Annotated in this window: 15 protein-coding genes and 1 other RNA gene; 10 read left to right on the forward strand and 6 right to left on the reverse strand. The window is 31.9% G+C overall.

The genetic code is table 11. The features are described 5' to 3' along the window. Positions 1–4: 4 nt before the first annotated feature. Positions 5–583 (forward strand): NAD(P)H-dependent oxidoreductase, encoded by a 579-nt coding sequence (locus tag ABD859_RS19035; RefSeq protein ID WP_345146217.1) that lies wholly within the window; start codon positions 5–7, stop codon positions 581–583. 63 nt (positions 584–646) lie between these two features. Here the strand turns inward: ABD859_RS19035 and ABD859_RS19040 are convergent, their stop codons facing one another. Beyond that, positions 647–1063, reverse strand: coding sequence for a DNA polymerase III subunit gamma/tau (locus ABD859_RS19040; RefSeq protein ID WP_345146218.1), 417 nt, complete (start codon positions 1061–1063; stop codon positions 647–649). Positions 1064–1073: 10 nt separating this feature from the next. Between ABD859_RS19040 and ABD859_RS19045 the strand changes: the two genes are divergently transcribed. Further along, positions 1074–1211, forward strand: a complete 138-nt coding sequence (locus ABD859_RS19045; RefSeq protein WP_345146219.1) for a hypothetical protein — start codon at positions 1074–1076, stop codon at positions 1209–1211. Between the two features lie 103 nt (positions 1212–1314). On the opposite strand, the gene dnaX is transcribed toward ABD859_RS19045, so the two are convergent. Then, positions 1315–2400 carry a DNA polymerase III subunit gamma/tau gene (dnaX, locus tag ABD859_RS19050; RefSeq protein ID WP_345146220.1) on the reverse strand — a complete coding sequence of 362 codons (1086 nt, stop codon included), beginning with the start codon at positions 2398–2400 and terminating at the stop codon, positions 1315–1317. A 198-nt stretch (positions 2401–2598) separates the two neighbouring features. Here dnaX and ABD859_RS19055 point away from each other — a divergent pair, with 198 nt between their 5' ends. From ABD859_RS19055 to ABD859_RS19070, 4 genes are all read left to right on the forward strand, one after another. Further along, the gene (locus ABD859_RS19055; RefSeq protein ID WP_345146221.1) at positions 2599–3219 is read left to right on the forward strand and encodes a DMP19 family protein; all 621 of its coding nucleotides are present in this window, start codon (positions 2599–2601) and stop codon (positions 3217–3219) included. Between the two features lie 249 nt (positions 3220–3468). Beyond that, positions 3469–3963: a hypothetical protein gene (locus ABD859_RS19060; RefSeq protein WP_345146222.1), complete on the forward strand. Its 495-nt coding sequence runs from the start codon at positions 3469–3471 to the stop codon at positions 3961–3963. Positions 3964–4091: 128 nt separating this feature from the next. Then, positions 4092–4571, forward strand: a complete 480-nt coding sequence (locus tag ABD859_RS19065) for a BON domain-containing protein (protein WP_345146223.1) — start codon at positions 4092–4094, stop codon at positions 4569–4571. Between the two features lie 6 nt (positions 4572–4577). Continuing rightward, positions 4578–4949, forward strand: coding sequence for a LysM peptidoglycan-binding domain-containing protein (locus tag ABD859_RS19070; protein WP_345146225.1), 372 nt, complete (start codon positions 4578–4580; stop codon positions 4947–4949). 89 nt (positions 4950–5038) lie between these two features. Here ABD859_RS19070 and ABD859_RS19075 read toward each other — a convergent pair whose 3' ends face one another. Next, positions 5039–5332: a hypothetical protein gene (locus ABD859_RS19075; RefSeq protein WP_345146226.1), complete on the reverse strand. Its 294-nt coding sequence runs from the start codon at positions 5330–5332 to the stop codon at positions 5039–5041. A 124-nt stretch (positions 5333–5456) separates the two neighbouring features. On the opposite strand from ABD859_RS19075, the gene rnpB reads away from it, so the two are divergent. Then, positions 5457–5786, forward strand: an RNA gene (gene rnpB, locus ABD859_RS19080) — RNase P RNA component class A. Between the two features lie 30 nt (positions 5787–5816). Next, complete coding sequence (locus tag ABD859_RS19085; protein ID WP_345146227.1) at positions 5817–7067, forward strand: cation:dicarboxylate symporter family transporter; 1251 nt, start codon at positions 5817–5819, stop codon at positions 7065–7067. 98 nt (positions 7068–7165) lie between these two features. Here ABD859_RS19085 and ABD859_RS19090 read toward each other — a convergent pair whose 3' ends face one another. From ABD859_RS19090 to ABD859_RS19100, 3 genes are all read right to left on the reverse strand, one after another. After that, positions 7166–7360 carry a hypothetical protein gene (locus tag ABD859_RS19090; protein ID WP_345146228.1) on the reverse strand — a complete coding sequence of 65 codons (195 nt, stop codon included), beginning with the start codon at positions 7358–7360 and terminating at the stop codon, positions 7166–7168. A 100-nt stretch (positions 7361–7460) separates the two neighbouring features. After that, positions 7461–8147 carry a response regulator transcription factor gene (locus ABD859_RS19095; protein WP_345146229.1) on the reverse strand — a complete coding sequence of 229 codons (687 nt, stop codon included), beginning with the start codon at positions 8145–8147 and terminating at the stop codon, positions 7461–7463. A 10-nt stretch (positions 8148–8157) separates the two neighbouring features. Beyond that, positions 8158–9516 (reverse strand): sensor histidine kinase, encoded by a 1359-nt coding sequence (locus ABD859_RS19100; protein WP_345146231.1) that lies wholly within the window; start codon positions 9514–9516, stop codon positions 8158–8160. A 136-nt stretch (positions 9517–9652) separates the two neighbouring features. Here ABD859_RS19100 and ABD859_RS19105 point away from each other — a divergent pair, with 136 nt between their 5' ends. Both ABD859_RS19105 and ABD859_RS19110 read left to right on the forward strand, forming a co-directional pair. After that, entirely contained in the window at positions 9653–10543 is an 891-nt protein-coding gene (locus ABD859_RS19105) for a hypothetical protein (RefSeq protein WP_345146232.1), read from the forward strand. Between the two features lie 14 nt (positions 10544–10557). Further along, positions 10558–12702 carry a TonB-dependent receptor domain-containing protein gene (locus ABD859_RS19110; protein ID WP_345146233.1) on the forward strand — a complete coding sequence of 715 codons (2145 nt, stop codon included), beginning with the start codon at positions 10558–10560 and terminating at the stop codon, positions 12700–12702. Positions 12703–12738: the final 36 nt, after the last annotated feature.

Genomic DNA, 12738 nt, shown 5'->3' on the forward strand with positions numbered 1-12738 from the left:
CAATATGAAAAAAATACTAATTATAAACGGACATCCAAATCCAGAAAGCTTCAATTTTGGACTTGCCGAATCGTATAAAAATGGAGCCATTGCCTCAGGAGCGCAGGTTGAAACTATTGTAATTGCTGATTTAAACTTTAATCCAAATCTGAAATTTGGTTATCAAAAACGAACAGAATTAGAACCTGATTTACTGGATTCGTGGGAAAAAATTAAAAAAGCAGATCATTTAGTCTGGATTCATCCTGTTTGGTGGGGCGGGCTTCCGGCAATTACAAAAGGATTTATTGATCGTTTGTTTTTACCCGGAATGGCTTTTCAATACCACGAAAATTCTGTTTGGTGGGATAAACTGCTAAAAGGAAAAACGGCCCATATTATTACAACTCTCGATCAGCCTGGCTGGTATTACCGATTGTTTTTTGGAAGACCAAGCGTAAATCAGTTAAAGAAATCGACTCTTGAATTTTGCGGTATAAAACCTGTAAAAGTCAGCTATGTTGGAATCATCAAAACTTCTGATGAAAATCAACGAAAAAAATGGCTCGAAAAAGTCTACAATTTTGGACTTCAAAATAAATAAAGCAGTATCGAATTATACGAATTAAATAATTTGTAAAAATTCGTGTAATCCGTGGCAAAAAAATTAATCTTTTAAATCTAATCCAAATGTTGAGCGTAAAAGTTCGATATTTGGGTTGATTTCTAAGAAACGATTGTAACGGTCCTGATTGTTGTAGCTTTTTTTGGCTTCAACCTTTTCATTAACAATTACTTCAATTGTTATATCATGATTATGTAAATGTCCTTTTAGGTGTCCTAACAACGCATTCATCTGGCTTTCAAACTCCAGTTTTGAACCCTCGTTTGGCAATTCATAACTAATTTTAGTTCCGTCTAAAACAGGATCACTGATCTGCAAAATAGATTCCATGATTTTTAGACCTTTCTTACCTAAACGTTCTGCATAATTGTTCCAGTGAAGACGCATATCAGTTTCGTTAAACTCTTCAGTAGGTAAAACAGAAGTAGGCTTAACGTAAGTTTTACTGCTTTCTTCCAATTCCTTTTTCTTGCGGATACTCGCTAAAGAAAATGCAGAAACTTTAGGTTCTCCGCCAGTTTCAGCTCTTGGAGTTTCAACCTTAGGTACAGGAGGAGTTTCTGTTTTTTGGACAGATTCAGCAGGTACAGGATTTGATGTTGGTTGATTTGAAACAGGAGTATTTGTCTCAGCTGGAGTTTCTGTTTTTGAAGTTTGGCTTTTTACTTCAACAATAGAAAAACTTCCGTTTTTATAATAAGTGGGCGGAATTATGAATTGCTCAACTTTTTTTTTTCTCCATCAAAGTTGATAGAGGCCAATTGCATCAAACATAACTCTACTAAAAGACGTTGATTTTGACTCAATTTATATTTTAAATCGCAGTCGTTTGCAAGATCAATTCCTTTTAGTAAAAATTCCTGAGAGCATTTTTGAGACTGAACACCATACATTTGCTGTGCCTGTTCTCCAACTTCTAGTAAAGCAATAGTCGAAGGCGTTTTACTTACCAGCAAATCTCTAAAATGAGACGCAAGTCCGGCAATAAAATGATGTCCGTCAAAACCTTTGGCAAGAATGTCGTTATAAGCAATTAAAAGATCCGGGATTTTGTTTTCCAAAATCAAATCTGTAACAGTAATGTAGGTTTCGTAATCTAAAACGTTTAGATTTTCGGTTACTGCCTGACGCGTTAAGTTAGTTCCGCAATAGGAAACCACACGGTCAAAAATAGACAAAGCATCACGCATTGCACCATCTGCCTTTTGAGCAATAATGTGCAGTGCATCATCTTCAAAAACGATTCCCTGACTTTCAGCAACATCAGCCAAATGTTCTTTAGCATCTTTTACTGTAATTCTTTTAAAATCAAAAATCTGACAGCGCGATAAAATCGTTGGAAGGATTTTATGTTTCTCTGTAGTTGCTAAAATAAAAATAGCATGTTTTGGCGGCTCTTCTAATGTTTTAAGAAAAGCATTAAAAGCGGCCGAAGACAACATATGCACCTCGTCAATGATATATACTTTGTATTGTCCTGTTTGCGGCGGGATTCGAACCTGATCGATAAGGCTTCGAATATCATCAACAGAGTTGTTTGAAGCAGCATCTAACTCAAAAACGTTAAACGCAAAATCTTCAGTTGGATCGTCATATCCGGGCTGATTTATTTTTCGCGCCAAAATACGTGCGCAGGTCGTTTTTCCAACTCCACGCGGACCTGTAAATAAAAGAGCAGAGGCTAAGTGATTAGTTTCAATAGCATTCAACAAAGTGTTTGTAATGGCTTTCTGCCCCACAACATCCTTAAAGGTCTGCGGGCGGTATTTACGAGCCGATACTACAAATTGTTCCATATTCTCTTTTATTGGATAGCAAATATAGAGTATAATTTACGGATTTAAAAATTTAAAAATTGAAAGATTTTTAAGTGGAGTATTCACTTTAAGTTTAACGATTGCTAGTAAGTTAATTACGGAAATTGGGTCTCACTTTTTAATTTTTTGTATTAGAAAAAAAACTAATTTCGAAACAAATACTTAATCTCAATAAAAATGAATAAGAAATTTTTCGGTTTACTATTTATCATTCTTCTAACAAGTTGTAATAAAAAAGAAAGCCCTAATTCTATAGATAATGAAATTATTAACAGGGTTGAAATTTTTGAAAAGCCTGCAAAAGTTTATGTGGTAACGGAACAAATTATAGATAATTCTTCAGATGAAAACCTTGAGCAAATTATTTATGAAGATATTTTTCGGTTTTTAAGTGCAAATAGTGATACGGAATTTGCAAATATTGAAAAATTAAGTGCCGGTCAGCAAATGTATTGGTCCACTTGGATTGTTGAAAGAGAAGTAAATAATGGCGGATTTAATCAATTTTATTTTAATAATAGTATTGAGTTAGGAGAAATTGCATATAAAGGATTTAAAACTTTGAATGCTCATAAATTTTCGGATTTAATGTTTGATGCTAATAAAGTCTTTAAAGAAAATAAAAAAGAATTAGAAGCTTTTTATAATGGAACGGCTGAAAGTTTTAGTAAATCTTACGAAAAAAATCCTTTAGGAAAATTTGATGATATGTTTTATGATTTGAATAATACTTTGCACTTAAGACAATTAAGAGTAAAATATATTCGCGAACACAAAAATGAGTTCATTAATCGTTAGCATTTTTAAAGTAAGCTCTAAAATAATTTGAGTTGCAAATTTTAGAGCTAAATAATAGCAATCAGCTATAGTCACATTAAAAAATTCTGCAATACGTTGCAGTCGATTTTTAAAAAGTTAGAAGATCTTCGACAAGGCCTAATGATTAGAAATTATTTCGATAATAAAGTTTTCTAGTATAAAACAGATAAAAACATGCTTTCTGATTTTGATAAAAAAGAGATCAGATATTCAAAACAGGAGTAAATCATGAAAAACCTGAAAATTTCAAGACTTATTATTCTTTTGGCAATTCTTTGTTTTTCAAAATCAATATCGCAGACTATGAATGCACTTCCTTCAAATTTAATGAAAATTACCAATGCGTTTTCTGTTGCTGATTTTGAAAAAGTCAAAAGTTTTGTTCTAGAAAAAGGAAATCGAAAAACCTACCGAAATTTCGACAATCAAAATCCATACTATAATTTTGAAAGTTTTGAAGCCTATTTGGGTGCCGATATTGGTCAGCAAAATATTAATAACGATCCCAATTTATCTGATTTTAATGAATTGACTTTAAAAGATCAAAATAATTACTATAAAATTATAATTGTACGTAAAGGCGATATTCACGCTTCAAAAAGAAATGTTCTAAAAGGAATGCATGAAAATGAAGTATATTATGTTGATCCCTATCAGGAAAAAATAAATCAGATTCCAAACCTGCTTTCGCAATATTTAAAACATCTTCAAAAAATCAAATAAGTTTTTTACAGTAAATCAATTACCCTTATTTTACTGGAAAAGATATAAAACCCGTGACAATATCCTATAATGTTTTGATTTTTAATCTCTTTAATTTTGAAAGTGGTTAATTATTAAAATCTATTATTATGAAAATGAAATCAATTTTATTGGGAATGGGAATTGCAGTTTCTCTTATTGCCTGCGCTCCTAAAGACGCTGATATCGAAAAAGCAATCATGGAAAAACTAAGCGATACAACCGAAGTAACTGTTACAGTTCATGAAGGTGTAGCTACAATTGTTGGAACTTGCGATGATGAAGCTTTCAAAAAAAATATCGAGCGTTCTGTAAAATCTGTTAAAGGTGTAAAAACGGTCGTAAATAACTGTCAGATTCCACAGCCTAATGTAGAACCAGCTGCCGCTGCAGTAATCATAAATTCTGATGCTGAATTAGATAAATCAGTACACAAAGTTGTAGATTCTTACGATGGTGTAAGCGTAACTGTTGTTGGCGGTGTTGTAACACTTTCCGGCGAAATTAAAAGAGATAAGTTACAGCCTTTAATTCAAAGAATTCAGGAGCTAAAACCCAAAAAGGTTGACAATAAATTAATTATTAAATAGATTGTTATGAGCTTACAAGAAAAATATAGAGATTTAATTACTGCTGCTGACGATTTACAAATAGCTGATTTAGAAGTTAGAGAACAGGATAATGTACTGTACATTGACGGCATAGCAAAATCTGCGGCAGATAAAGAAAAACTTTGGAATGCTTACAATACAATCGATCCTGATTATAGATCTGCTGATGTTGTAATGAACATTCAAGTTGAAGAAGGTATGTCAAGAGAATATACAGTAGAAATTGGTGATTCTCTTTCTAAAATAGGAAAAGCATATGGAGTTTCGTGGCAGGATATTTACGAAGCAAACAAAGATATTATTACCAATCCTGATTTAATTCAGCCGGGCTGGAAATTAAAAATACCCACGGTATAAAGTTTGACAAATTCCAATAAAAAAATCCAAATTCCAATTGTACAGATGTAAAATTGGAATTTGGATTTTTTTAATTTGGGTTTTTAATTTTACCTCCCCCTAATACTTAAATCAAATAAAAATTTGGCAGTTTCCTGATCTGAATCGGCAGAAAAACCTGCTACATAAACACCTTTTTTGCCATTAATGGACCTAATTCCGTATACAACTGCCTCATCCGCCGGGTCTGATTCCCCTTCGTATCTATACACATGAACAATTTCAAATTTCTCAGGATTTTTTTTAATCATATCTGCATTTCTATTAAAATCGCAGGTAAATCCTTTTTCATTCAATTGATCTAAAGCCTTTGAGACAGTTGCGTAATGATACATTCTTTTCATGATAACTGAATTTAAAATTATAGATTTTTAAAGATAACTATTTTAAAATTAAAAAGTTAGAATAAAAATCATAAAATCGGAAATTTAAAATGAATATAGTTAGATGATAAAATTGTACTTTTGCCGCGCAGACCGCCTTATCGCCGTCCTGATTTATTAGGAGGGAGGAAAGTCCGGACACCACAGAGAAGCATAGCGGGTAACGCCCGTCGGTTCTCTCGTTTTTTGGAACGAGAGGATTAGGACAAGTGCAGCAGAAAGTATGTACAGGTAATGCTGTAGTGAAACCAGGTAAACTCTATGCGGTGAAATGCCAAGTATATCAGCATTTAAGGGTTTCTCGTCCGTTGCTGAAGGGTAGGCAGCTTGAGTTCCGGAGTAATTCGGAATCTAGATAAATGATAAGGCCTTGATTTATCAAGGACAGAATCCGGCTTATAGGTCTGCATTTTTTATATATTTGTGAAATTATCTAACCAATTTCATGAATATAACCACACCCAATCCTTCTTTAAATACTAAGAAAAGTGTTTTTAAAACTGTTGTAACCAATCTTACGTTTTGGGTTTTAATTGCTATTATATCGGGTATTCTGCTTGGCCATTTTTCTCCTGAAAATGGAGTAAAAATGGAATTTTTAGGAAAGAAATTTATTCAGTTGATTTCTCTTTTTATTGGCCCGATTATTTTCCTGACCATTGTTTTAGGAATTTCCGGAATGGGAAATTTGAAGAAAGTAGGCCGAATTGGTGTAAAAGCATTAACGTATTTTGAAGTTGTTTCGACTGTTGCTCTGGCAATTGGCGTGGCTGTAGCTTACCTGTTTAAACCCGGAAAAATTGATAAATCGAGTTTAACATTTGGAGATGCAAGCCAATATACTAAAGGTGCTTCAGAACATTTTTCATGGCTGGAGTTTTTCTTGTCAAATTTTACACTTCAGGTTTTACTGGCTGCAATTATCTGTGGGATTGCATTAAATTTTTATCAAAAAAGAGAACAAACGATTTTGGTTTTAGAACGCTTTTCAAAAGTAGTTTTTCTTGGTTTGAAATACGTTATGTATCTCGCGCCTATTGGTGCCTTTGGAGGGATGGCGTATACGATTGGTAAATTTGGTCTGGCAACTTTAATTCCGTTAGGAAAATTAATGCTCTGCGTTTATTTAACAATGGTATTGTTTGTCTTTTTGATTTTGGGAACTATTCTCAGGTATTACAAAATCAGTATTCTTTCGATTTTAAAATATATCAAAGAAGAACTTTTACTTGTTCTTGGAACATCTTCTTCAGAAGCTGCTCTGCCCAGCATTATGGTTAAACTGGAAAAAATGGGATGCAGTAAATCCGTGGTAGGACTGGTAATCCCCACAGGTTATTCTTTTAATTTAGATGGAACTTCTATTTATCTTTCGATGTCGGTGCTTTTTATTGCGCAATTATATGATGTGCATTTAAGCTTCTTCGAAATTCTAACCGTTATCGGAATTTTAATGATTACATCAAAAGGAGCGGCAGGCGTTACCGGAAGCGGCTTTATTGTTTTAGCATCGACATTAACAGCATTGCACAAAATTCCTGTAGAAGGCTTGGCATTTTTACTGGGCGTAGATAAATTTATGAGCGAAGCCAGAGCGATTACCAATTTAATAGGAAACACAGTCGCAACCATTATAATCTCAAAAACAGAACGTGATTTTACAGAATTGAATCTAGATCCTGTTTATGAAGAATAGTTTTTGTTTTTAGTAGCAAAGAGACAAAGAGACAAAGAGACAAAGTTCTAACTCTGAATCTTTGCCTCTTTGTTACTCTGTTACTTTGTCACTTTTAATCAAGCTTCATCTTTTGTAGCACGTACAAGGCTGATTCCCGACATAAAAAAGACAATGCCTAATATTCCGTAAATAATTAATGATTTTATATCTCTGGTGCCGCCAGAAGTGCCGGCAAAAATAACCGCGGTATAAATAAGGCCAACAATTCCGAGAATCGTTAATAAGCCTCCAAAAAAGCGTTTTAGATTCATGACTTTTAGTTTTAATGTTATTCAAATGTATAATTGATTCTCTTAGAATGCATTATACAATTGATTTTAAAACTTATATCATTTTCACGATCTCTAAAAGTTATTTTTCTATTTTAAATTCTAAACCAATACCACGCACGCTTTCAATACTGATTTTTGGATCTGAATTGAAATATTTTCTAAGTCGGCTGATAAAAACATCCATGCTTCGACCTGAGAAATAATCATCTTTTTTCCAAACCGACATTAAAATTTGTTCTCTCTTTAATAACTGATTATGATTTAGATACAAATATTCAATAAGAGAAGCTTCTTTTTCTGTAAGCTGCTGAACGTGATTTTTATTGTTAAGAGTTAAGCGTTCATTATCAAAAATATAAGAACCAATTTCAATAATATTATTTCCGTTTAAAGTTCTTTTTTGTTCAATTCTCTTCAGAATATTCTGTAAACGCAAAACAAGTTCATCGACTTCAAAAGGTTTTGCAATATAGTCGTCTGCGCCTAGTTTTAAGCCAATAAGTTTATCTTCTTTTAACTTTCGTGCCGTTAGAAAAATAAACGGAATGTCGGGATTAATAGTAATTATTTTTTCAGCCAGCGAAAATCCGTCCAGTTTAGGCATCATTACATCAAAAACACAAATATCAAAAGTTTGGTTTTTAAAATAATCCAAAGCAATCTCGCCGTTTTCTGCCCAGGTTACTTCAAATTGATGCAGTTCTAAATATTGTTTTAAAATGGCAGCAAAATCAAAATCGTCTTCCGCTAAAAGTAATTTTTTCAAAATGAGGTATTTAAACTTTTAATAAAATAGTAAACTGAGCGCCTTTTCCTAAATCGCTTATCACGTTAACAGAACCCTGATGCGCTTTTACAATTTGATCAACATAATACAAACCTAAACCAAGACCTTTTGTATTGTGAAGATTACCTTGTTCAACACGATAAAATTTCTCGAAAAGAAGCGCTTGCTTGTTTTTAGAAATTCCAATTCCGTTATCTTCAATGCTTATAGAAAACTGATTATCAATTTGTTTTGTTTTTATAAAAATGGTATTCGAGCCATATTTTACAGCATTTTCCAGAACATTTAAAATTGCTGTTGTTAAATGAAATTTATCTAAAACCAGTGTCGTTTTTTGAGTTTCAAAACGGGTTTTAATTTCAATTTCAGGATATGTGATTTTAAAATCGTTTACAATTGCCTGAAGAAATTCTTCAGTTTCAATTTTTTCTTTTTGCAGTTCGATTTCATTTTCTGCCAGCGAATTAGCCATAACCTGATCGATTAGATTTTGAAGACGATTGTTCTGGCGTGAAATAGTGTTAACAATTGCGGTAAAATTTGCATCGTTTTCACGAATGTTTTTCTGCTCTAAAATTTTTGTTGAAATGCCCAAAGTGGCTAAAGGCGTTTTAAGTTCGTGCGTAATATTATTGATAAAATCTGTTTTTACATCACTTACTTTTTTTTGTTTTATTAAAGCTTTAAGCGCAATTACAAATAAGGTTATAAGCGTAAGAATCGATAATAATGACAATATAAGCACAAAAGTCATTCGTCTTAAAATAATCATTTCCCAGTCGATTACCGAAACATACATAGAATCTTCGGTCAATAATTTATAATCCTGATTTTTATAAGTTCCGTTTGTTGTGCCTACATAACTGCGAACCAGAAAAGCATGATTAAGCGAAGCCAGATTACCGTATAATTTATTTCGAATAAAAGGTTTTTCAGAAAAAATAGTATCGGCTTTTTTTGTGTTTTGATATAAAATGAATTTGTTGAGAACAATTGCAAAATCGATTTTGAAATTAGGAAGATCTCTTTCAAATTTTCGTTGAATTTCTCGGGTTAAAGCGCTTTGATATTCATTTCGTAAGACCTCATTTTTAATGTCTAATTTATTTTTTTGTCCCTGAAAATACGTTTCGGATAAACTTTTATAAAGTTCTTCTTTTTTTGAAACCAAAGCCGAATCGATATCGCTGTAATCATTTGAAATCTGAGCAATTTCATTTTTAATCTGCGTATGAAACTGTGCCACTTTATAATCATAAGCGGTTTTTACCAAATAACACTGTACAGTCGATAAAACAATAAGCGCGATAACCGAAAATGCGATTAATAAATTGATTCTTTGTTTCATATTCATTTGAAATTCTGATTCAAAAATACAGCTTTTACCACACATAAAGGAGATTAACGCTCCATTAACCTTCGATTAACTTTCGCAATTCCTTTTTTAAAGCACTTTTGCTGCATCTCAAACCAAAAAAATCAAAATGAAAAGACTAAAAAAGATTAGTGAAGTTTTAATTGTTTTCTGTTTTTTACTCAATTGTCATGCAGGTGAAATGAAAAAAAAGGAAAGATTTTATGAACTAAATATTGCTTCAAAGCAAAAAGCAGTTTTGATTTTATTTCCGTGTTTTCCGTGCGGTATTGAACATACCAAAAAAGAAGCAGGGTTTTTAAAAAACCTTGCAAAAGAAGGGGTTACAACGATTCTTTTAAATTATAATATGAAACTCTATTTAACAGAATTGGAAAAAGAACAACTGGCTAAAAAATTGAATTTAATTTTCGAGCAAAACAAAGTTGTAAAAGAAAATATTTTTATAGGAGGTTTTTCCAGCGGCGGAAATCTTGCGGTTTTGTTGTCAAATTATCTCATAAAAACACAAAACTCTTTAAAATCAAAGGGTTTATTTGTTGTCGATTCGCCTTTAGATTTAGAGCAATTATATGATGGAGCAGCAGAAGATGTAAAAAAGAATGTAAGTGAAGAAGCGGTTGAAGAAGGGAATTACTTACTGCAATTATTTAATAACGAATTAGGAAATCCTAAAGACAATATTGAGAATTATAAAGCACTTTCGCCTTATTTAATGTCTTGTGATTCAAAACAAAATATCGAAGACCTAAAAAACATTAAAGTTAGATTGTATTGTGAACCGGATTTAGAGTGGTTTTTAAAAAATAAAAACAGGAAATATGAAGAACTGAATGCTTTTCAGCTGGAAATGACTTATAAATCGTTATTAAAGCTGGGGGCAGAAAAAACTGAATTTATAAAAACAACAGACAGAGGTTTTGATGCAGAAGGAAATAAAAAACCGCATTCATGGAATTTGGTTGAAAGAGAAAGTCTTTTAAAGTGGCTTTTAAATTAAAACAGCTTAGAAAAATGAAATCTAATCACTTTAAACTTAAAATGAATCTTTATTTACCGCTAAAAATTCTAATAACAATTTTGCTTTTTTGTCTTTCGTTTTTTGCAAATGCTCAAAATGAAACTCCAAAAGATTCTATTGCAAATCAGGAATTAAAAGAAGTTGTAATCAGCCAGAACAAGAAAACGTTTACCAATACAAACGGAAATATTAAAGTAGATGTTGCCAATTCGGTTTACAATGCCATTCCCAATACAATCGATTTATTGTCCAGACTGCCAACAATACAAGTAAGCTCTGATAAAGAAAGTATTACGGTTGTAGGAAAAGGAAATCCTCTGATTTATATTGATAATCAAAAAGTAGGAATAAACGATTTAAATGCCTTGGTTCCCGCTGATATTAAAACGATCGAAATTATCCAAAATCCTTCTTCTAAATATGAAGCCGAGGGAAGATCTGTAATTTTAATTACCAGAAAGTTCAGTAAAAAAGACAGCTTTAGAACCGATATTTCTGAAGTGGCGTCGTTTAAGAAAAATTTCAACAATTATCTGGGATTTAGTTCGAGTTTTAAGAAAAATAAACTCGAATGGAAAGTCAATTTTAATTACAACAGATTAAATCCGTGGGAAAATCATAGCATTGATTATCAAATCGCAGATGCCGATATTGCTTCAAAATATGATGTTACAGCGACTACAAAACGTAAACAATATATTTATGGAGGAAGTTTGTTTTATAAAATAAACGAAGACGATTATTTTTCGGTTAGTGCTGCTTTCAGACTCCGCGATGATACTTTTCCAATTAACACATTTACGTATAACAAAAATCCAGATGGCGAAAACAATGTTTTAACGTGGAGTGATAATTCGAGCAAAAAGAATTATGGAAATATATTTATGAATTATTCAAAGAAAATAAAAGCAATCGATACCAGGCTTTTTGCCGGTTTTCAATATTCTAATTTTCAGCAGGATTTAAAAACTTTAGTCAAAAATAATTACAACGAAACTGAGTTTAATCCGGCTCAAAACCGAAATCAGAAATTTAATGTCGATTATTTTTCCGGAAGAATTGATTTGGAAAAGAAGTTTAAAAACGAAATAAATCTGGAATACGGAGCACTTTATTCTGCCACAAAATCAAAATCAGATACTGATATTTTTGATTTTGAAAATGATGAAAACTCAAATTTAAATTATGATTTTAAAGAAGAAAACCTTGCGGGATACACACAGCTTTCGGGAAAAATTAAAAAAATCAGTTTTTCTGCCGGACTTCGGGTTGAGAATACAAACGTTAACGGAAAATACAGAACCGATTCTTCACCTTTAATTGATAAAAATTATACCAATGTTTTTCCTAAAATGCAGTTGTCTATGGCTATAGACAGCACTAAAAATATTAGTTTTAATTATGCCAAAAGTATTTCAAGACCCCAGTATTCCACTTTAAGCAATATTGCGACTTATATAAATCCGTATTTTCTATATTCCGGAAATATTAATTTGGGTCCGACATTTACCAATGAAATTTCATCGACTTTTCAATACAATGACAAATCAGTAAAACTGAGTTATTACCAAAATAGAAATCCGGTTTACAACAGTTTTTTGTTTGATAAAGAAACAAATATAATGACTTTTAAAGACATAAATTTTGAGAAGGAATCTGGTTTAAACCTTGATTTTGAAATTCCGTTTACGTATAAATTCTGGACAACAAGTAATTCACTCATTTTTATTCTGGAAAAAATTGAAGATCCGTCGGCAGCATTTTTGGCTTCAAAACCTTATTTATATTATTATTCAAATAACGAATTTAAGCTTCCAAAAGAATATTCGTTTGTAGTGAGTTTTTGGGGATTAACGAGGCAGACGAGCGGTATTTTTGAAAGAAATGTGAGGTTTGTTACAGATCTGGCGCTTTCTAAAACATTTTTTAAAAAATGGAATTGTACTTTGAACTTTAATAATGTATTTAAAAATGTAATTCAAACAGAAGAATTTATCATAAACAATGTCAGTTCAACAGCCCGATATGTAGTGGATGCGCATGAGATTTCAATTTCGGTTAAATATTCTTTTGGGAAAGTTAAAGAAACAGAATTTAAAGACAAAAATGTAAATGAAAACGAAAGTAGAATTCGATAAAAAGAAAAATTCCAATCCCGAAGTTTCGGGATAAAA

Origin of the sequence: Flavobacterium ginsengiterrae (genome assembly GCF_039539785.1) — a bacterium.
Taxonomy (GTDB): domain Bacteria; phylum Bacteroidota; class Bacteroidia; order Flavobacteriales; family Flavobacteriaceae; genus Flavobacterium; species Flavobacterium ginsengiterrae.

Excerpts from the sequence above, each read along its gene's own strand:
- ABD859_RS19035 (WP_345146217.1), top strand. The coding sequence starts at position 5 with ATGAAAAAAATACTAATTATAAACGGACATCCAAATCCAGAAAGCTTC.
- dnaX (WP_345146220.1), bottom strand. The coding sequence starts at position 2,400 with ATGGAACAATTTGTAGTATCGGCTCGTAAATACCGCCCGCAGACCTTT.
- ABD859_RS19055 (WP_345146221.1), top strand. The coding sequence starts at position 2,599 with ATGAATAAGAAATTTTTCGGTTTACTATTTATCATTCTTCTAACAAGT.
- ABD859_RS19060 (WP_345146222.1), top strand. The coding sequence starts at position 3,469 with ATGAAAAACCTGAAAATTTCAAGACTTATTATTCTTTTGGCAATTCTT.
- ABD859_RS19065 (WP_345146223.1), top strand. The coding sequence starts at position 4,092 with ATGAAAATGAAATCAATTTTATTGGGAATGGGAATTGCAGTTTCTCTT.
- ABD859_RS19070 (WP_345146225.1), top strand. The coding sequence starts at position 4,578 with ATGAGCTTACAAGAAAAATATAGAGATTTAATTACTGCTGCTGACGAT.
- ABD859_RS19075 (WP_345146226.1), bottom strand. The coding sequence starts at position 5,332 with ATGAAAAGAATGTATCATTACGCAACTGTCTCAAAGGCTTTAGATCAA.
- ABD859_RS19085 (WP_345146227.1), top strand. The coding sequence starts at position 5,817 with ATGAATATAACCACACCCAATCCTTCTTTAAATACTAAGAAAAGTGTT.
- ABD859_RS19090 (WP_345146228.1), bottom strand. The coding sequence starts at position 7,360 with ATGAATCTAAAACGCTTTTTTGGAGGCTTATTAACGATTCTCGGAATT.
- ABD859_RS19100 (WP_345146231.1), bottom strand. The coding sequence starts at position 9,516 with ATGAAACAAAGAATCAATTTATTAATCGCATTTTCGGTTATCGCGCTT.
- ABD859_RS19105 (WP_345146232.1), top strand. The coding sequence starts at position 9,653 with ATGAAAAGACTAAAAAAGATTAGTGAAGTTTTAATTGTTTTCTGTTTT.
- ABD859_RS19110 (WP_345146233.1), top strand. The coding sequence starts at position 10,558 with ATGAAATCTAATCACTTTAAACTTAAAATGAATCTTTATTTACCGCTA.